This window comes from Prochlorococcus sp. MIT 1300 (genome assembly GCF_034092375.1).
Classification (GTDB): domain Bacteria; phylum Cyanobacteriota; class Cyanobacteriia; order PCC-6307; family Cyanobiaceae; genus MIT-1300.
This window is the reverse complement of record NZ_CP139302.1, coordinates 1,092,371-1,110,709: the sequence shown is the minus strand read 5'-3', so window position 1 is coordinate 1,110,709 and position 18,339 is coordinate 1,092,371. Positions and strand designations below refer to the sequence as shown.

Below are 18,339 nucleotides of genomic sequence, written 5' to 3'. Positions count from 1 at the left end.
CTAACATATCTAATCTAACATAAATTAGCTTCGATGTGGTTTTATATAAGTAACCCTAAAAGCCCAAATCTTTGATGCGTTTCAATGCAAGACTGATATTTTCTTGTGAATTTGCAAAGCAAAAGCGTACAAAGCCTTCGCCAGTAATACCAAAGAAGTTTCCTGGACAAGCTGCAATTCTTGACTCATTCAATAAGTATTTGCAAAACTCTTCACTACTTAACTCTGTTTTTTTAATATTTACAAATGCATAGAATGCCCCCATTGGCTTAATGCATGAAAGTAACCTAAGGTTTTCTATACCATTCATAAATAAGTTGCGACGTATTTGATATTCCTCTACCATTGATTTGGAAGCTTGCGGGTCTTTGTTGAGCAAATCAGCGGCTGCTAGTTGGATAAAAGGCGGGACACAAGAATTTATTGTTTCAAATAAAAGTGACATTTTCTTGATAATTTTTTCTGGTCCAGTTACTGCGCCAATCCTCCATCCTGTCATGGAAAAGGTTTTACTGAAGGAATGAATCATTAAGGTTCTTTCTTTACATTTGTCAATTTGCGATGGTGAAAAGAATGAATTGGGGAAGTCATTATAGATCATGCGACCATAGACCTCATCACTTATTAAGTAAAGGTTGTGCTGCCTACAGATTTCAAAGATTTCTATAAACCCTTCTCTAGAAATTACAGCGCCGGTAGGGTTATGTGGTGAATTGACGATTATGGCTTTTGTTTTAGAATTAATCTGATGATTAAGGTCTTTGGGATCTAAAGTGAAATTATTTGATTCAGATAGAGGTACAAATTTAGGTATACCTCTTAGTGATTTAATTATAGATACATAACTTACAAAGCCTGGATCAGGAATGATAATTTCATCTCCTGGATTTATTAGGCATGCACAAGCTAGATAAATTTGAATATTTGCACCTGATGTGACTAAAAGTTGGTCAAGGTCTGGCTCGAAGCCTCTTGACTTAAAAGTCACCTTTCGACTTGCTTCTTTGAGCTCTAATAGGCCAGAGCTAGGTGCATAATGAGTTATGTCTTGGTCTATATATTTTTTAATTGCTTGCTTTGCAATATCAGGAGAATCAAAATCAGGATCTCCAATTTCAAAGTGCAAGACATTAGAGCCCGCTAATTCTATATTTTTTGCTTCTTCCATAATTTGGAACATCTTTTGTCCCAAAAGATCCTTTGTGATTGATGAGAGCTCCATTATCTTTTTATAAAACAGAATCCGTATCTAAGTCCCTATATGAGAAGTCTTCAAATGGCCGCATAAGATGCAGGCCTTGTTGCGAGTAGGAGTTATCCTTGTTCTTCACAAATGATGCTGTGAAGAGATTCTCATGTTTAGGAGATGAGATGACTTCAATGATCATATGTGAATTACTATTGCTGAGAGATTTTTCTATTGTTGTATCTATAAGGCTATCATCTGAAACACAAAAATATTTATACTCAAAAGTACTAGCTATTTTTTCTATAGAAGGGATGTCAATACCAAAACTGCCTCCAGATGTGCCATAAAATCTTTCATTTAAGAAGTTTGCCTGAGTATGTCTAATAGCCAAATAACCCGAGTTGTTGATTACTATAATTATTGCAGAAGAAATATTGGATTTAATTGTTTGAAGTTCTTGGAGATTAAACATTAAACTGCCGTCACCAATAATGCAGATATTCTTCCCTGCTTTGTTTATTCCCCTTTGTAGACTTGCCCCGCAGAGCTCTGGAAGGCCAGTCCCCATAGCACTTATGGATGTACTACAAATAACTCTAAAAGTAGCATCTACTGGAATTGATTGAAAGCCAGCATATAAAGCACAACCGCCTCCATCAATAACTACTAAATCTGATTTTCTGAGCCGAGAGTACAATTTGCAAATAAAAAGATGTGGATTAGTGAAATTAGCAGTTCCTAGCTGCAGTGCCGCTTTTTGGGGAGATAGTGAATTAGTAACTTTAGTGAGCAATCTCATCCAACTCTTATTTTCATCTGCGTAGCTATATTTAATGGCCTTCTTAGGTAAACTTTGAATTATTAAATTTGCATCAACATTGCATGAGATAATGTTGCTTTTATCCTTTAAGTTAAGTTGACTTAATTCATTAGAATCTATATTTATAAATATGATTTTTTGGTGTTTGTCGAACGCGAAAAAGTTGTTCCCTGATTGAGTAATAGACAAATGGGGCCCAAGGGAGATGATGCAATCTGCATACTTCACAGCAAAATTTGCTGCAGGCTGACCACTGACCCCAATAATACCAGCTGTAAATGCTTCTTTGCCACTAATAGTAGGGGCTCCCCAAGTCGAGACGCATGGAATATTGTTAATCGACAAGTAATCAAAAAAAGTTTCAAGATACTCCTCTTGATAGTTAATTCTTCCAAAAAGAATTAAAGGCCTTTTTGATGCTTTAAGGTGTGATGCTATTTGTTTTGTTATTGCATTACTATTTAATTTGTATTCTTCTTTGGTATCAATACTTTTTGGTGAGACCTTTCTAACGGTGCATTCACCCCATTGAATATCTAATGGAATATCTATCCAAACAGGACCGCACCTTCCTTGAAGTGCATATTTAACGGCTTCATCAATTGCTTCATCGATTTGTGAAGTACTAGAAATTAATTTTGTAAATTTACACCATGGCTTTACTACATCTAAAACATTGCACTCTTGTGAACCCCTCTGTCTAACCCCAAGCCCATAACTAGTTTGTGCCAATCTAGTTTGCCCTGAGATAAAGATGACGGGAGTTGAGTCCTGCCAAGCTGCCAGAAGCCCTGTCATAGCATTTGTAGTTGCCGGGCCTGTCGTTACAAAACAAGCTCCTAAGCCAGAGGTGATTTTTGCATTTGCTACGGCTGCTAGAGCAGCAGCTTGTTCATGATGGGTGTAGCAGATTGAAATTTGATTTAATTTATGTAGTGAATCAAATAAATGAACAACCGCACCACCTTGTACACCAAAGACTGAATTTACTCCATATTCAAATAGTCTTTGTGCGATGAAGTCAGATACCTTGTATGTATTCATGGCTCATAGTTGTATTGCATGAAGTGTTTTGATTGTCCTCCATCAATCCCAACGATAGAGCCATGGGCAAATGATGCATGGGAAGAGGCGAAAAACATAACTGCAGGTACAAATTCCGATATTTTTCCAAATCTTCCTAGTGGGCAACGTTCCTCAATATATTTTTTAGCGTGATCCGGATTTTCTTTGAGAATTGAATCCCAATGCCCACCTGGGGTGACTATTACACCTGGATAGACAGCTGTCATGACAATGCCAGGGCTCTCTATTGCCAGAACACGGCCCATGCTTCTGGTGTACGCTGTTAATGCAGCCTTGGCGGTAGTAAATGTTACTGGACCTGAGTTTTCAAGGCCCGCACAAGATGTAATATTGACAATTCGGCCCCATTCGCTACGCCTCATATGAGGTACAACTTGATTAACAAGTTCAACGCAGGCATAAAAGTTTAAGTGCATCACTTTTCCCCATTGTTCTAATGAGCAAAAAGGGTCTTTAACGTCTAAGGTGTGCCCAGCATTATTAATTAGAATATCAAAGTCAAAATTATTTTGATTAAGGAAATTTTGCAAACCACCTGTACTGGAAAGTTCAGCTAATAGGTAATTGAATCTTGATTGATCGTCCTGGTTTAACGTAGATATAAATTCTTCAGGAGCTGATCGAGAGGTTGCTGTTACACGGCAACCTTCCTTGAGTAATGATCGAGTTATTTCCGCGCCAATTCCATTGCAGCCTCCTGTGACAAGGCACGATTTTTCTTTGATGCCTAAATCCATTACAATGCTCCGAAAGGATTGAAGATATATATTGGCTGTCTTTTTGCCAAGTTGGTTAATATTTTACGATGAGCAGATTTTGTTGCAACTGCAGTTATGCAAATGGACATATTGTTGAAATCTACTTTGCCATCATCGTGAAGAATAGGTGTTTGTACATTTGCATATCGTACTGATGATTTACTCTCATCCATGTCATATATTCCTTTTGATAAGGAACTAAGAGATGGGTAATAATAGTATATTATTGGCAGCATTAAAGATGCACCATAGCAGTATAGTGAAGGAAGCTTTGTTAGCATTGATGAGTTATTAGAGCATGATTTATTGAATAATTTATAATCATTTATTAAGTCATTAATATCGAGTTTTGAGGAGAGCTTTTCATGAATACTTTGCTTTAAAAGCACCTTTTCTTTCGCAATATGTACCCGCAATGTTCCATAGTGGTCATGGTCATATTCATAGGCATTTATTATAAAACCATATTGTTTGGCAAGGGTTTGAATTGAGTTCAATGTGTAATAATGCAAGTGTTGATGATGTATGAGATCGTATCTGCTTGACTCGTGCATTAATTCTAGACATGGAAACTGTAGAAATACATGCTCAATAGTTTTTATAGAACTTAGGAAGTTGAAAAATGTATGCGGAGACTGGATATGCTCAAGTGTATGACTAGAAACTATGTTAACAGGAGCCCCGTTAAATTTTTCTGGATTAATTGCCTCAAAGAAATTATTTATAGCCGAATATCTTTTGTCATTTGAACTGGCATTTGGATCTATTACACAGCCAACCTCGCAATTTATCAGTCTCAGTAAATTGCTGTCATTACCACCTATATCAATAGTATATGAGACCTCATGATTTTGTTGGTTTATAAAACGCGCAAAGTTTTTAATACTTATTAAGGAGCCACTACTATTTGTCGTAACTGTATTGTAGTTGTCTTTAGAGTATAAATAATCCGGAGATATCACATTTTCCAGAAAAGCATGAGAACAATCGGAGCAATATTTTAGGGTTTGATCCGATTCTATTAATGGATGCTGGGTTCTATCTCTTGCATTCCCACAAGATGGTACGAATAACTCAGTCAATGGATAATTCTTTAACTCACATACGACTTCAACATCATTTGATGAACAGATTGGGCAGCAACTTGTTTTTTGAATCAAGCTCTCCATATGTCTCCAGATTGATTTTGGCTAAGTTAAAAGGGGATTACGTCTTTGTTCTTGATGAATGTTCCATGATAAACCTCCTGGTAGAGGCATATCTCTTCTTTTGTATATGGTAAATGCTTTTCTCCCCCTAGGTGCATATATGGAGTGTTAGACGCTGTAAGGGCCTCGGTTGAGATAAGTTCGTTACTTGCTGAATACCGTTCAACATAGAGAACACCGGACAAAATTGTATATGATTCCTTCTTCCCCTTAGGGTGAAAATGGCCCTGGAATGATTTGTGAGGCATTAAGCAGATAATCATATTCTGTGTCGTTTCTAATGTACTACCGTGAAGGCATATTCTCGCACTTCCACTTTTATGTTTCTTCGCAAGTTCAATCAACTTTAACCGATACTCATTTTTGAAAATGAAGCCACTAGAGTTTACACGCAAAGTGTTCTCGTTTACGTAAATCAAATTCACTTGATTTGATGAGACCATTTTTACACGATATTGAGGTTAATTAACCTATCTATGATGATTTTTGTAGGATCAGAATAACTGGCATTGAATGTTAAAATGCTTAGGCTTGAGTCAAGCACATTTAGCCTTGATCTTGGCTCTTTGAACGAGAGATCATTGAATTTACATTTCTTGCAGGATAACATTTTGCTTCTTGATAATTTCATGATTATTTTAGCTATCTTATATCTAGATATTGGCGTTGGACTTGCAATGTGTACTATGCCTGTAAAATTAGACTCCAAGGCCTTTATTATGTTTCCAGCTGTTTCATAAGATGATGCAATAGTAAAAAGATTATCTTCTGCCATTTTGCTATCTGGCTTTTCAAGACTGTCGATCATGACATCAATTAAGCATCTACCAATACCATTCATGGAGATGTTCCAACTAGTTCTTCCAATGATAATGTTTTTATCGTTAGACTCTAAGAGGTGAATTTCTGCTTCTTCTTTTTGCCTCCCGTATTCATTTATTGGTGAGGTTTCGGTTGTTTCTTTGAGCCCCTCTATTTCCCTTCCAAATACTTCTACGGAAGACATAAAGAAATACTTGCAACCATATTTCTCGGCGTATTTGGCTAGGTTATGATTACCATTAACGTTGATTGCCCTAGCGTGATCTATATTCGCTAGGACTTTCATTGGTTGTGCGATTGCGGCTAGATTGATGATGTAGTCCCCCTCCCGTGGTGGAGGGCATTGTGCAATAGATTTTCTGTTTGATATATCAACTTGATATGAATCCTTGCCAGAAAATGAGTACCCTTTGTAATTTCTTTTTGTGCCAGAACATATTTCTGATAATGCACTTCCTAGAAGGCCAGTTGAACCATAGATATGATATGTAGGTTGTTGGCTGGTATTCCTACTGATCAAGTCAACGATTTCATACTTAAACTTAAAGATATCACGTATAAAGAGAGGGCCTTCCAGCCCTCATGAGTCATTTGGGTGATAAGGCTGACTTGACCCCATCTCCCTAACTAGGGTCAGGCAGCAACAGGGGCTGTCTGACGGGAGAAACGAACGATGTTGTTCGCTGTTACGGTTTTGCTCTGACCGAGCAGGCTTCAGTCACCCGCCTGATGCCCCGTCGAAACCATTGCAGCCCCTTCGTTTAGGGAATTTAATGGAGCTGAGCGGAATCGAACCGCTGTCCGAAGCACTGGTGTGGATCACCTAGTTCATCCGAAAATGAACAATTACATTCTGACAGCTTTGAGCAAATTAGTTTTGTCCTTTCTTGCTCTTTTCTTTGGTGATTCCTTTACCGACTTTTGAGTAATTTTTGCCTTATGAAGGTTATAGCTGTTTTCCCACAGGGTCTGGAAATGGAGGGCGCGAAAGAACTTTCTTTGCATGGGGCACAACAAGTAAAACTTAGGCGGGGACTTGTTGAATTTCAATCGGACATGGCCTGTTTATATAGACTTCATCTTCAGGCCAGACTTCCATTTCGTTTTTTAAGGGAGGTGGCGAGATTCCCCTGTAGCGATCCAAGAACCCTTTATTTGGGCATTCAAAGAGCACTTGATTGGCATAGCTGGTTACCTCCTTCTTTAAGTTTTCGAGTTGATGTCTCAGGATCAACTAGCCGCCTTAATCACAGTCATTTCAGTGCTCTTCAAGTAAAAAATGCTTTAGTCGATTTTCAACGGCAATGTTGGGGGAAAAGGTCTGATGTAAATCTTGGAGATCCAGACTTATGTTTTCATCTTCATTTGAATAATGGAGCTGCAATTCTTAGCTTGGATGGTGTCTCTGGAAGCCTTCATCGACGTGGTTATCGTGCAGCAATGGGAGTAGCGCCAATTAAAGAGAATTTGGCGGCAGGGTTAATAGGTATGACTTCTTGGGAGTCTTCGTTGCCATTGGTTGATCCTTTGTGCGGTTCCGGCACTTTCTTGATTGAGGCTGCCAGTTTGGCATTGCAAATTTTGCCAAGCAAAAACCGGACATTTTTGCTCAAAAATTGGGCTGATTTTGATTCAAGGTTGTGGGAAAAGGAGTTGCAACTTGCTGCTCCTCCAGAAAATAAAAAAATAAATATGCCTTTAATCATTGGTTGTGAAGCAGATGAGGAAATTGCTCGTCAAGCTAATGCAAATGTTTGTGCAGCTGGACTTCAAAAAGTTATTCACATTAAAATAGGTGACTTTGAAGATTTAAGAATGCCTGATAAGAAGGGTGTGATTGTGTGTAACCCGCCTTATGGCAAGCGTATTGGAAGGGACACAGATTTGTCTCATTTGTATATCAAATTGGGTCAATTTTTAAAGACTAAGGCTTCAGGTTGGGATTTTTGGATGCTCAGTGGAAATCCCAGCCTTTCTGCATTCTTGAAGATGAAATGTAATAGTAGAATTCCAATTAATAATGGAGGAATTGATTGCCGCTGGCTGCATTATGCTATTCATTAATTTATGACTGCCCTAAAACGGCTTTTGTTGTCTTAGATAGACCTTCCATTGTTTCGCGAAGATAGGGACCCTTAGTTAGCTGTCCGCCAATGCGTAAGCTCAATCCAGCCAGGAAAAGATTAGTCAAAGTAATTATTGATAATGAGTAAATGGGACTCCAATCAAAAGCATCTTGAGTCCATAGGAAAAAGGCTCCTTCGCTGGCTAATAACGCCATTAGCATCAGGGTGCCTCCCATTGCGAGAAAGATTCCACCGCTGATAATCCTGCGTTTTTCACGATCCACTTCCTGGAGTGCTATGCGCACGTGAAGGTCCATGACTGATCCTGCTAATGCAGTAACTCTCGCCGCGGCCCCTAAGCCTTTAGAGCGTTGTGCTTCGTTCATGGTCTCTTTCTGCCTCCAGCCATCATTAGGCCTATCAATATTCCAACGCCTGCCGCCATGCCTATCGCCAGTAAAGGACGATTCCGAACAGGTCTCTCAATACGTGGTCTAATCGTGCTATTGAGTTCGTCTAGAAGTGCTTCTAGTTTTTTCTCTAATGGTTCGAAACTCTCTGCAAGTTCCTTTGTCTTATCTCCAGCAGCATTGAATAACTCTTCAAGTTGATCGCGTACCCCGTAGTTGCTTTGTTCAGAATGTTCTGAAATCACTCGGACGACTTCGTCCAAGCTGCCTTTCGTGGCTTCTAAGGTTTGTTTGGCGACGTTTGGCCAGCGATCTTGAATCCTTGGCAAGAGGCTTTCAAAGCGCTCTGTAAACCAATGATCGGAAGGATCTGCTGTATTAGGCGGATTGGTCCCAACCGAAGCTTGGGGATCGCCGGATGCGGAATTCGTGGATTCCATGAGATCCAGACGGTTGCTTTAAGAATAGGAAGAGCAGGCTATGAGTGAAACCCCCTAGAGCACAAAAGCTTAGAGATGGTTCAAAACGAAGGCCTTCTCAGGTCGTTCTTAGGTCTGTTCCTCTGAAGATGGACCTCCTTTTATTTGGCGTAGCGTCGTCTTTTCTTACATTTATTGCTATAGCAATGCTTCTAGTGCCAAACTTCCCGAGTCATTGTCTTAAATAATCATGGACGCCGGCTTGTCCGCAATGTTGTTTGCTTCCAATCTTGTTCCTACTGACAATCAATTGATCGGCGTCGCATTTGCAGGAGCTGCATCACTCTTGTTTATTGCTCTTAGGTTTACTAAGCCATACAAGGACTAGGTTTTCGCCGCTCACGTAAGCGCAATAGCCTCAGGATGGTTTGGATAGAGCCTCGCTCAGCGGCTCACTTGTTTTTTATGTTTTCCGTCCTGAAGGCTTCTACTTCTATGTATAGGCAGCTAGTTCTTTTAACTTTTAACAAGTAGAAAGTTCTGTTTATTGTTATGACTGAACCAATTGAACCAAGTTTACAACTTGAATTACAGGTAGAACATCTTCGCCGTACAATTGAGACCTGTGGGGACATAGAAATGCTGCGTAGCTTAGCGTTCGAATTGTTGGAATTACAAAAACAAAAAAGTGCTATAGCGCATTGGGCTACAAGGCGTGCAGCGGAAGCAGAAGTTAGATATGTTCGTCAAAAGAACACCGGTGACAAAGCTTTGAATGGTTTCATTTCCAGGTCTTAAAATTTATCTTTTGTTTATCAGTAATTTGAGAATGCTTTAATTCCTAGAGATAACTTTGAGTGGGGATTTGCTTTGTGGAAAAGTCGAAGAGATGGGTCTTGTTGAGACATACCGTCTTTTCTCATGATCCCGTTGGAGATCATTTCGACTTGCTTTTAGAAGATCGCCATGCTTGCAGAACATGGCGATTGACTAGGTTCCCTCGTGTTGGAGGTTCAGGCGAGCAAGTTACCCCTCTTCAATTACACAGCTTGAAGTGGTTGGAAAAGGAAGCGGCAGAATTGTCTGAAGGTCGAGGATCAGTCAAAAGAGTTCTCGATGGTATTTATCAAGGGAGTCTTGATGCTCTTGAGGATGCTTCCGTGCGCGTTTATCTCAGGAGTAAAGCCTTTTGTGCCACCTTGGAGATTAAGAACAACCTTTGTTTTCTTACTCAAGCGCTGCCTATAGAAAAAAATTAGAGCATGTGAAGACCTCTTGAGGTTCTCGAAGGTTTCGCTAACCTTCGAAGACAGCAGCTTTCGTCCTGTTGGTTCATATCAATCAGGTCGAGCTAACGCATTTCAAGTCCTTTGGCGGGGCGATGACGATCCCTCTTGAGGAGGGATTTACAGTTGTGACCGGGCCTAATGGATCCGGAAAGAGCAATATTCTTGATGGGGTTCTGTTTTGTCTGGGCTTAGCTACTAGTAGAGGTATGCGAGCCGATCGCTTGCCTGATTTGGTTAATAGCGGAGTTCTTCGAGCAGGAAAGTCTGCCGAAACCGTAGTAAGTGTCAGGTTCGATTTGAGTGATTGGCAGCCAGATCCTGCCGAGGAAGGATTGGAGCCGCCTTCTGAAGGGCCTTGGATCAGTGCTGGCCAGAGGGAATGGACTGTTACGCGCCGGTTAAGAGTAATGCCCGGAGGCTCCTATAGCAGTAGTTACAGCGTTGAAGGCGAGCCATGCAATCTTCAGCAGCTTCAAACTCAATTAAGGCGTTTGAGGATTGACCCTGAAGGCAGCAATGTAGTGATGCAGGGCGATGTGACCAGAATCGTATCTATGAGTAATAAGGATCGGCGGAGCCTAATAGATGAATTAGCTGGCGTTGCTTTATTTGATAACCGAATAGAACAGACACGTTCAAAATTAGATGAAGTTTATGAGCGTCAAGAACGTTGCAGAATTGTTGAGCAAGAGTTGCAGATTGCTAAACAGCGTTTGGAAAAAGATTGTGCAAAGGCCAGAACTTATCAAGAACTTAGAGAACGGCTTCACTTGGGTAGGCAGCAAGAATTGGTTCTTGCTTTTGAAGATGCTAAGAACGGCTTGGTAAAACTAAAAGTACAGCAAGAAGAGCTTTCTAAAAAAGAAGTTAGAGATATTGAGATAATTGCTGAGAAGCAGGAAAAGTTATCAAAAGAAGTGGATAAACTTCAGTCCCTTCAAGAGAATGTTAAGGCATTAGGTGAAGATAAACTTTTGTCTGTACAGGCTGAATTAGCAGGTTTGGACACACAGAGTCGTGAATTGGACCGCCAGGCTATTCAACACAAGCAAGAGGGTGAACATCTACAAGTCCTTAGACAAGACCTTTTAAAGAAGCAACAAGACCTGCAAGGGGAAAGTAAGGCAGTATCTGATGATCCATTTGAGAATGCTTTAAAAGAATCCGAGCAAATTTGTGTAAATGCAGAATCGGCAGTTGAGGTCTCTCGGAGACGACTAGGCGATGTCGCTGGTCGATCAGGGGCTTGGTTAGACGAGCAGAAAAAGTTGAGTACTAGGCGTAAGACACTTCAAGAGATTCTCGAGCCCCTTAGGCAAGAACAGCAAACGCTTCAGGAGCGATTAGAGCAGAGTATTTGTCGGCAGAAGGAGTTCGAAATCGAGCAAGATCTTGATAGCGCTGAGGATCAAAAAGTTCAAGAGCAGTTAGATCAATTAGACATTGAATGGAAAGACCTTGTAGAAAAGATCAAAAATCACAAGATATCTTTAGCTGAATCTTTAGAAGCTCTTTCTGTTAAGCAACGCACAAGAAATCGCCTACAGCAGGAGCAGGCTAGGCTGGAAAGGGATTTGGCAAGAATAGAAAGTCGACGGGAAACTGTTAATGAAAGTCGAGGAATAGGTGCTCTTAGGTTGCTTCTTGAAGCAGGTATAGAGGGGATTCATGGTCTTGTTGCACAATTGGGAAATGTAGATGCTGCCCATCGATTAGCACTAGATGTGGCAGCAGGAACAAGACTTGGACAGATTGTTGTTGATGATGATCGTATTGCTGCAAAAGCAATAGAGATGCTTAAAAAAAGACGAGCTGGCCGATTAACATTTTTGCCTTTGAATCGAATTAAAACTGGTGGGAAAGTGAGCAACTTTGTGCTGGCTCGAACTGGTGGATCTAATCAATTCAAAGAGAGTGATGATTGCCTTGGTAGAGCAATAGACCTTGTGCAATTTGAACCTGTTTATAAAGATGTTTTTGCATATGTTTTTGGAGAAACCCTTGTATTTAAAAATTTGAGTTCTGCGCGAGTTCATTTGGGTCAGCACCGAGCTGTCACTTTGGATGGAGAGTTACTCGAAAAGACAGGAGCAATGACTGGAGGAAGTTTTTCCGGACGAAGTATTGGTTTGAGCTTTGGAAGCAGTATGGATTCGGATGAAGCTGAACCGTTACGTAAACGTTTAATTGAGTTAGGAGAAGCGCTTGTGCAATGCAGTCAAGAAGAAGCTTCGCAAGGCCAAGCTATAGAAGATTTACGTCCCAAGTTAAGGAGTTATGAGCAGCGTCAGGCCGCCTTAGAAGCGGAGCGTCAAGCAGCACGAAGGGCTAATGGGCCTTTGTTAGATAGACGCCGCAATCGGTTGGAGTCTTCAACTGCACTTCATCAAAGGCAAAAAGAGCACGAGAAGCGTTTGGAATTTATTTCGCAGGAAATGGAGCCAGTAGTGAGTGAGCTAGAACAATTGGAAAAAAAAGAAACTGCATCACAGTTGCATGGGGATTCAGAGATATGGAATAAGTTGCAGAAGGATCTTGAGTTGGCTGATGTTGCTCTTAATGAAGCAAGAGTGAAAAGAGATCAGTTGTTAAACGATCAACGTAAGCGGCAACTTGCTCTGGAGCGACTTGGAGATCAACAGCAGGCTCTTCTGATTGAAGAGAGTCGTCTAAAAGATTTGGTTGAGAAGTTGACTCAGCACCATGCTCTTTGGAAAGAGCAGCAACAAATGCTTAAATCAAAACGCTTTGGTTTAGAGACTCAGCAAAAAGAATTACAAGAACTTTTTGGGGAGCAACGTAGAGCTCGAGATCAGGCTGAGGCCAAAGTTGCTGATCAGCGTCAGAAGCTGCAAATGGCTCAATGGAACTTGGAAAAACTTAGAGAGGAGCGGGAGTCTTTGGCAGAAGAATTACGCAATAGCACTATCAGAATACAAGAATCGGAAAAGTCTCTCCCAGATCCATTGCCTGAGATTCCACAACAATTGCGTAATGATGGATTGGACGCTTTGCGTATAACTTTGCAGCAATTACAAGATCGAATGGAAGCATTAGAGCCAGTTAATATGCTTGCCTTAGAGGAATTAGAAAAACTAGAAGAACGTCTTCAAGAACTTGTTCAAAGGCTTCAGGTTCTTGATGAAGAGAGAGGAGAATTGCTATTACGTATAGAAACTGTGGGAACTTTGAGGCAGGAAGCTTTCTTGGAAGCATTTGAGGCTGTGGATAGTCATTTTCGAGAGATTTTTGCCAGTCTTTCTGAGGGGGATGGACACCTACAGCTCGATAATCCAGATGATCCATTAGAGGGTGGCTTGACCTTAGTTGCTCATCCCAAAGGGAAATCGGTTAGACGCTTGGCTGCAATGTCAGGTGGGGAAAAATCTTTAACTGCATTGAGTTTTCTTTTTGCGCTCCAACGTTTTCGTCCGTCTCCTTTTTATGCCTTGGACGAGGTTGATAGTTTTTTAGATGGGATTAATGTTGAGAGGCTGGCGGCATTGATCGCTCGACAGGCACAGCAAGCTCAGTTTTTAGTAGTAAGCCATAGGCGACCAATGATTGGCGCATCCAGTCGCACAATAGGTGTTACTCAGGCGCGCGGTGCGCATACTCAAGTTGTTGGTTTACCTGAGGCAGCTTGAAGTGCTTCCGATCGTTTTGCGCCACAATGATTCGATTCGCCCAATTGTGAGGGCCTGCGTTTGACTATCCAACAATCTCAAACAGATTCACTTGAAACAGTCCCTAGTGACCGGCTTTGGTTGCGTTCGGAACTAATGGGGACTCAGGTGATAACCCGGGACACTGGTCGCCGACTGGGTGTAGTAGGAGAAGTTGTAGTAGATATTGATCGCAGAGAAGTTGTTGCACTTGGATTACGAGACAATCCTTTGACTCGCTTTTTGCCAGGATTGCCGCGTTGGATGCCCCTTGATCGTATCCGCCAAGTGGGTGATGTCATTCTTGTGGATTCAGCTGATTCTCTCAGTGAAGCATTCACTCCTGAGAGGTATAGCAGGGTTATTAATTGTCAAGTCATTACTGAATCAGGAGAACAATTAGGCAGAGTTTTAGGGTTTTCGTTTGATATTGAAACTGGTGAACTTACAACCTTGGTAATGGGTGCACTTGGAGTCCCGCTTCTTGGTGAAGGCGTGTTAAGTACATGGGAGATACCGGTCGAGGAAGTTGTTAGCAGTGGTGTGGACCGAATTATTGTTTATGAAGGTGCTGAGGAAAAACTTAAGCAACTAAATAGTGGTTTTTTAGAAAAACTTGGGGTTGGTGGAAGTAGTTGGGAAGAGCAGGAAAGAGAGCGATATAGAGTCAACCTAGTACCAGTAGAAAACCAATTAATATCAGGACAAACGATAGAGCAGGAACAGCCTCTTCTTGAGGAGGCCCGAGATAGTAGTTTTCAGTTAGAGGAGGAGCTTGAGTATGTAGAAGTTGATCAAAGGCAACAGGAAGTTGCCCCTAGACGACGATATTTAGATGAGAATTTTTCGTCAAATGCTGCTGATTATCGTGAGTCAATTGATGATAAGAACTATCAAGAGATTGATTCTAAATTCTCAGAGAGGTCTTCCTATAGTGATAAGGCCGCGATTAGACCTAGGCCAGCGGCTAAGAGACCAATTCAGAAAGCTCAGGCCCCACTGGATGTGGAACCTTTTGATCTTCCTCAGAACGATCAAAGCCCTGATAAGCCTAAGGAATTTTTTGGGAATAATGAGCTCGAAGATCCTTGGTGATATTTCTCTACTAAATAGTACTTTTTTAGATCTTTCTAAAGAGTGGAAATTAAGTTCTGAATTTCTTTTGCAAGGGCTTTGACTGCGCCAGGTTTTCCCCGCAGACTCTGCAAATCTTCTTTCTGACCTTTCAGTCGACTGGGAGATTCAAGCCATTGTGATGTTTCAAAAGCAATTTCTTGTGGCATAATCTTTCCCACTTTCTCAGGGACTATCCTTCGACCTGCAGAAATATTTGGCCAAGCTAAAAAACCATTATTCCTTAACCTCCATGCTGTTAGGAGAAAGCCTATGCACCATTTAAGCCCTGGAATTCTTGCTATTATGCCAATAATTCCGTCCCAGGCTTGCATTACACTTAAGTGTTGAGTAGGAACTATCACAATCATCGGGACACCAAGGGCTCCTAGTTCAGCTGTATTTGCTCCTACAGTTGTTAAGGCAAGCTTGCATTGGCTTAGTTGGGCATGGGCAGGTTGGTTTTCATAGAGATTGATTTCTGTTCCCATTTTTGTTATAAATTTGCGCATCAGTTGATTATTTTGTTTTGGTTTAATTTCAACAATTGATGAACTATAAAGTCTTGCTATTGGATTATTCAAGCTACTGAAATGTTTGAGCTCGTCAACATTTGTAGTGGAAGCTACTGGAAGTAAAAATTTGCATTGAGGCCTCAATTTTGCCAGTTGATCAGCTACAGAAATAAAAAAAGGAATTCCTACGCAAAGTTTTGATTTTTTAGATCCGGGCAGGAGCGCAATCCATTCTCCAGAGGGGAGAGGCTCTTTGATCTTTGATATCGAGGACAGATCGGCCATGAGATCGCCGACCACCTTGCAGCGGCTTCTGAAGCGTTTTGGGAGGCGCTCACGCACCTTCTCGGACATCGCAGCAATACTGTCGTTCCAATATGGCCATCGAGCAAGCCATTCTGCATAGGTGATGTGTTTGTAGCCAAGCCTTGCAGAGAGCAAAACGCTCCAGAATTGATCTCCGCCTAGAAAAACTACTAAACCTTGCTTGGGCCATTCTCCATAATTTGCTGGACGAATGAGCAGCCTCCAAAAGATTTTGGCTTTTGTAATTTGTTGGAAATACCCAAACTTTTTGGCTACGTCTGCTTCTTTTCCAGTTGCATTTGGACAGGGAACTAAAACTAATTTCAAGCTGATGGGTGAACTTGGAACAAGGGGTCTCATCAGAATATTGCTATGAAGCCTCTCTGCGAGAGGCTTCACCCACGTTGCTAATTCCCCTGGTCCATTGGATACAAAAACCACCGCTATTGAAGCGTCTTTTTTTGGTGGTGTTGTTGAGGATGTCAAGTTTTAAGGAGAGTATGCGGATGGCGAGACTTGAACTCGCAAGGCCGAAGCCACACGCTCCTTAGACGTGCGTGTCTACCAATTCCACCACATCCGCGTCGCTGACAAACCCTCTCGGACTGGGTCTTTTCAGATCATACTGGCTAAAGGGAGTTGCTTGTTGATCAGAAGATGGACAGGAGCGCTGATACAGTCCGCCCTAAGACTTGGACAAATGCCGGATGTCCATCGGCAAAGTACTGATCGCTAATCGTGGCGAGATTGCTCTCAGAATTCTCCGCACCTGCAGAGAATTAGGGATCGCCACGGTCGCTGTTTATAGCACTGTCGATCGAAATGCATTACATGTTCAGTTGGCTGATGAAGCTGTCTGTGTAGGCGATGCACCTAGCAACAAAAGCTATTTAAACGTTCCGAACATCCTTGCCGCTGCGACCTCCAGAGGGGTGGATGCAATCCATCCTGGCTACGGATTCTTAGCCGAAAATGATCGTTTTGCAGAAATCTGCCGAGATCATGGAATCACCTTTGTGGGCCCATCTCCTGATGCAATTCGGTCGATGGGTGACAAATCGACTGCTAAGGCAACTATGCAGAGGGTGGGGGTACCTACAGTTCCTGGGAGCGAGGGCCTGTTGGCAAGCCCTGATGAGGCGAGCCGTTTGGCTAATCAAATGGGATACCCAGTGATGATCAAAGCCACCGCCGGTGGGGGTGGTCGGGGTATGCGATTGGTTAATAGTCCAGATCAATTAGAGACACTTTTTAAGGCAGCCCAGGGAGAAGCGGAGGCGGCATTTGGTAATGCAGGTCTCTATATGGAGAAATTTATAGATAGGCCCAGACATGTTGAGGTCCAGATTTTGGCCGATCGTTTAGGCAATGTTGTGCATCTTGGTGAGAGGGATTGTTCTATTCAGCGTCGACATCAGAAGTTGCTTGAAGAATCTCCTAGTCCTGCTTTAGATCCCTCTTTGAGGCTTCGAATGGGTGAAGCTGCTGTATCAGCTGCAAGAAGCATTGCATATGAGGGCGCAGGAACAGTTGAGTTTTTACTTGATCGTGAAGGCAACTTTTATTTCATGGAAATGAATACTCGAATACAAGTAGAGCATCCAGTTACTGAAATGGTCACAGGTATTGACCTCATTGCAGAGCAATTACGTATTGCTGGTGGAGATCCAATTAGCTGTCAGCAAGATCAGATTGAGTTGAGAGGCCATGCAATTGAATGTCGCATTAATGCCGAAGATGCAACTCATAATTTTCGTCCTTCTCCAGGGCGCATAACAGGTTGGTTACCTCCAGGAGGACCTGGAGTAAGAGTTGATAGTCATGTGTATACCGGATACGACATCCCACCTTTTTATGATTCTTTGATAGGAAAATTGATTGTTTGGGGACATGATCGAAATTCAGCCCTTAAACGAATGAAGCGAGCACTTAATGAGTGCGCAGTGACTGGAATTCCTACCACAATTGATTTTCATCTCAATCTTCTAAATCGTGATGAGTTTTTGCGAGGTGATGTCCACACAAAATTTGTTGAGCAAGAGATGCTGGGTTGATTGATTTAAAGGCTTTACAAGAGCTGTTAACCAGCTGCTTGGAGCTTCAATAGCACTTGAGAAAGGACGCCTTGTTGGCCAACTAACAATTCTCTTACGAGGCTTACTAAGCCAACCCAAATGACAGGAGTGACATCGACACCTCCTATTGGGGTTATGAACTTCCTTGTTGTGGCTAAGAAAGATTCTGTTGGAATAACAGCCAAGATCCAAATTCCTTGTTTCAGGTTTACTTCTGGATACCAGGTGAGCACTATCCTGAGCAGGAAAGCAATGGTCCAAGCTGCTAGTACTAAGCCAATTAGGAAATGACCAATTTTGAGGGCTTCTAGGGTCATTGGCGTCACAAAGCTCAAAGCATTCAAGACCTCTATCGTATAAATATGCTTTAGATCATTAAGATCAGTTGTCTCTTGCTCAAGTGAGCAGTTGCTATGTCACTTTCTTTTTTAAGTCTTCTCCTAGGTTCTGGGGTTTCTTTGGAGGCTTCAAGACTCTCCGCTGAGTCGATGGTTGGAAGCTTTATTGCGGCCGCCCTCCTCATAATTGTCCCAGCAGCCAGTTTCTTGATTTGGGTCAGCAACAAAGATCAACTAACAAGATCTCGCTAAGTCTTTTG

17 protein-coding genes and 1 tRNA gene are annotated in these 18,339 nt (G+C 41.7%); 7 read left to right on the top strand and 11 right to left on the bottom strand.

Going from position 1 to position 18,339, the window contains the following annotated elements; genetic code table 11:
• Nucleotides 1-55: 55 nt before the first annotated feature.
• Genes SOI83_RS05875 through SOI83_RS05855 form a run of 6 tightly spaced genes read right to left on the bottom strand, consistent with a single transcriptional unit; the run spans nt 56 to nt 6,403 of the window.
• Nucleotides 56-1,222, bottom strand: coding sequence for a pyridoxal phosphate-dependent aminotransferase (locus tag SOI83_RS05875; RefSeq protein WP_320675741.1), 1,167 nt, complete (start codon nt 1,220-1,222; stop codon nt 56-58).
• 7 nt (nt 1,223-1,229) lie between these two features.
• Entirely contained in the window at nt 1,230-3,053 is a 1,824-nt protein-coding gene (locus SOI83_RS05870; RefSeq protein WP_320675739.1) for a thiamine pyrophosphate-binding protein, read from the bottom strand.
• Nucleotides 3,050-3,832 (bottom strand): SDR family oxidoreductase, encoded by a 783-nt coding sequence (locus SOI83_RS05865; RefSeq protein ID WP_320675737.1) that lies wholly within the window; start codon nt 3,830-3,832, stop codon nt 3,050-3,052. The genes SOI83_RS05870 and SOI83_RS05865 overlap by 4 nt, the downstream gene beginning before the upstream one ends.
• Nucleotides 3,832-5,013 carry a methyltransferase domain-containing protein gene (locus SOI83_RS05860; RefSeq protein WP_320675735.1) on the bottom strand — a complete coding sequence of 394 codons (1,182 nt, stop codon included), beginning with the start codon at nt 5,011-5,013 and terminating at the stop codon, nt 3,832-3,834. The genes SOI83_RS05865 and SOI83_RS05860 overlap by 1 nt, the downstream gene beginning before the upstream one ends.
• Before the next feature lie 35 nt (nt 5,014-5,048).
• Nucleotides 5,049-5,504, bottom strand: coding sequence for a WbuC family cupin fold metalloprotein (locus tag SOI83_RS09685; RefSeq protein WP_414153397.1), 456 nt, complete (start codon nt 5,502-5,504; stop codon nt 5,049-5,051).
• Nucleotides 5,505-5,506: 2 nt separating this feature from the next.
• Nucleotides 5,507-6,403, bottom strand: coding sequence for a sugar nucleotide-binding protein (locus tag SOI83_RS05855; protein ID WP_320675734.1), 897 nt, complete (start codon nt 6,401-6,403; stop codon nt 5,507-5,509).
• A gap of 419 nt (nt 6,404-6,822) precedes the next feature.
• Here SOI83_RS05855 and SOI83_RS05850 point away from each other — a divergent pair, with 419 nt between their 5' ends.
• Nucleotides 6,823-7,947, top strand: a complete 1,125-nt coding sequence (locus SOI83_RS05850; RefSeq protein WP_320677680.1) for a class I SAM-dependent RNA methyltransferase — start codon at nt 6,823-6,825, stop codon at nt 7,945-7,947.
• Nucleotide 7,948: 1 nt separating this feature from the next.
• Here SOI83_RS05850 and SOI83_RS05845 read toward each other — a convergent pair whose 3' ends face one another.
• Together SOI83_RS05845 and SOI83_RS05840 are read right to left on the bottom strand one after the other, a co-directional pair.
• Nucleotides 7,949-8,335, bottom strand: coding sequence for a phage holin family protein (locus SOI83_RS05845; protein WP_320675726.1), 387 nt, complete (start codon nt 8,333-8,335; stop codon nt 7,949-7,951).
• On the bottom strand, nt 8,332-8,799 hold the full coding sequence (locus SOI83_RS05840) for a hypothetical protein (RefSeq protein ID WP_320675719.1): 468 nt from the start codon (nt 8,797-8,799) through the stop codon (nt 8,332-8,334). The genes SOI83_RS05845 and SOI83_RS05840 overlap by 4 nt, the downstream gene beginning before the upstream one ends.
• A gap of 531 nt (nt 8,800-9,330) precedes the next feature.
• Between SOI83_RS05840 and SOI83_RS05835 the strand changes: the two genes are divergently transcribed.
• The 4 genes from SOI83_RS05835 to SOI83_RS05820 all read left to right on the top strand — a co-directional run bounded on the left by SOI83_RS05835 (nt 9,331) and on the right by SOI83_RS05820 (nt 14,827).
• Complete coding sequence (locus SOI83_RS05835) at nt 9,331-9,576, top strand: hypothetical protein (RefSeq protein WP_320675714.1); 246 nt, start codon at nt 9,331-9,333, stop codon at nt 9,574-9,576.
• A gap of 101 nt (nt 9,577-9,677) precedes the next feature.
• Entirely contained in the window at nt 9,678-10,037 is a 360-nt protein-coding gene (locus SOI83_RS05830) for a hypothetical protein (protein ID WP_320675713.1), read from the top strand.
• Nucleotides 10,038-10,105: 68 nt separating this feature from the next.
• Nucleotides 10,106-13,714 carry a chromosome segregation protein SMC gene (gene smc / locus SOI83_RS05825; protein WP_320675710.1) on the top strand — a complete coding sequence of 1,203 codons (3,609 nt, stop codon included), beginning with the start codon at nt 10,106-10,108 and terminating at the stop codon, nt 13,712-13,714.
• A 60-nt stretch (nt 13,715-13,774) separates the two neighbouring features.
• Complete coding sequence (locus SOI83_RS05820; protein ID WP_414153396.1) at nt 13,775-14,827, top strand: PRC-barrel domain-containing protein; 1,053 nt, start codon at nt 13,775-13,777, stop codon at nt 14,825-14,827.
• Nucleotides 14,828-14,862: 35 nt separating this feature from the next.
• Here the strand turns inward: SOI83_RS05820 and SOI83_RS05815 are convergent, their stop codons facing one another.
• Both SOI83_RS05815 and SOI83_RS05810 read right to left on the bottom strand, forming a co-directional pair.
• A complete protein-coding gene (locus tag SOI83_RS05815; RefSeq protein ID WP_320675709.1) occupies nt 14,863-16,152 on the bottom strand; it encodes a glycosyl transferase in 1,290 nt (429 codons plus the stop codon).
• A gap of 15 nt (nt 16,153-16,167) precedes the next feature.
• A tRNA-Leu gene (locus tag SOI83_RS05810) sits at nt 16,168-16,249 on the bottom strand.
• A gap of 124 nt (nt 16,250-16,373) precedes the next feature.
• Between SOI83_RS05810 and accC the strand changes: the two genes are divergently transcribed.
• Complete coding sequence (gene accC / locus SOI83_RS05805; protein ID WP_320675707.1) at nt 16,374-17,720, top strand: acetyl-CoA carboxylase biotin carboxylase subunit; 1,347 nt, start codon at nt 16,374-16,376, stop codon at nt 17,718-17,720.
• A gap of 26 nt (nt 17,721-17,746) precedes the next feature.
• On the opposite strand, the gene SOI83_RS05800 is transcribed toward accC, so the two are convergent.
• Nucleotides 17,747-18,058 carry a YggT family protein gene (locus tag SOI83_RS05800; RefSeq protein ID WP_320675706.1) on the bottom strand — a complete coding sequence of 104 codons (312 nt, stop codon included), beginning with the start codon at nt 18,056-18,058 and terminating at the stop codon, nt 17,747-17,749.
• A gap of 96 nt (nt 18,059-18,154) precedes the next feature.
• On the opposite strand from SOI83_RS05800, the gene psbX reads away from it, so the two are divergent.
• Nucleotides 18,155-18,331 carry a photosystem II reaction center protein PsbX gene (gene psbX / locus SOI83_RS05795; protein WP_320675705.1) on the top strand — a complete coding sequence of 59 codons (177 nt, stop codon included), beginning with the start codon at nt 18,155-18,157 and terminating at the stop codon, nt 18,329-18,331.
• The last annotated feature ends 8 nt before the right edge of the window (nt 18,332-18,339 follow it).

What these genes read in the sequence shown, in the direction of transcription:
- SOI83_RS05850 (WP_320677680.1), top strand. Translation starts at nt 6,823, where the DNA reads ATGAAGGTTATAGCTGTTTTCCCACAGGGTCTGGAAATGGAGGGCGCG.
- psbX (WP_320675705.1), top strand. Translation starts at nt 18,155, where the DNA reads ATGTCACTTTCTTTTTTAAGTCTTCTCCTAGGTTCTGGGGTTTCTTTG.
- SOI83_RS05840 (WP_320675719.1), bottom strand. Translation starts at nt 8,799, where the DNA reads ATGGAATCCACGAATTCCGCATCCGGCGATCCCCAAGCTTCGGTTGGG.
- SOI83_RS09685 (WP_414153397.1), bottom strand. Translation starts at nt 5,504, where the DNA reads ATGGTCTCATCAAATCAAGTGAATTTGATTTACGTAAACGAGAACACT.
- SOI83_RS05845 (WP_320675726.1), bottom strand. Translation starts at nt 8,335, where the DNA reads ATGAACGAAGCACAACGCTCTAAAGGCTTAGGGGCCGCGGCGAGAGTT.
- SOI83_RS05870 (WP_320675739.1), bottom strand. Translation starts at nt 3,053, where the DNA reads ATGAATACATACAAGGTATCTGACTTCATCGCACAAAGACTATTTGAA.
- SOI83_RS05865 (WP_320675737.1), bottom strand. Translation starts at nt 3,832, where the DNA reads ATGGATTTAGGCATCAAAGAAAAATCGTGCCTTGTCACAGGAGGCTGC.
- SOI83_RS05800 (WP_320675706.1), bottom strand. Translation starts at nt 18,058, where the DNA reads ATGACCCTAGAAGCCCTCAAAATTGGTCATTTCCTAATTGGCTTAGTA.
- SOI83_RS05875 (WP_320675741.1), bottom strand. Translation starts at nt 1,222, where the DNA reads ATGGAGCTCTCATCAATCACAAAGGATCTTTTGGGACAAAAGATGTTC.
- SOI83_RS05835 (WP_320675714.1), top strand. Translation starts at nt 9,331, where the DNA reads ATGACTGAACCAATTGAACCAAGTTTACAACTTGAATTACAGGTAGAA.
- accC (WP_320675707.1), top strand. Translation starts at nt 16,374, where the DNA reads ATGTCCATCGGCAAAGTACTGATCGCTAATCGTGGCGAGATTGCTCTC.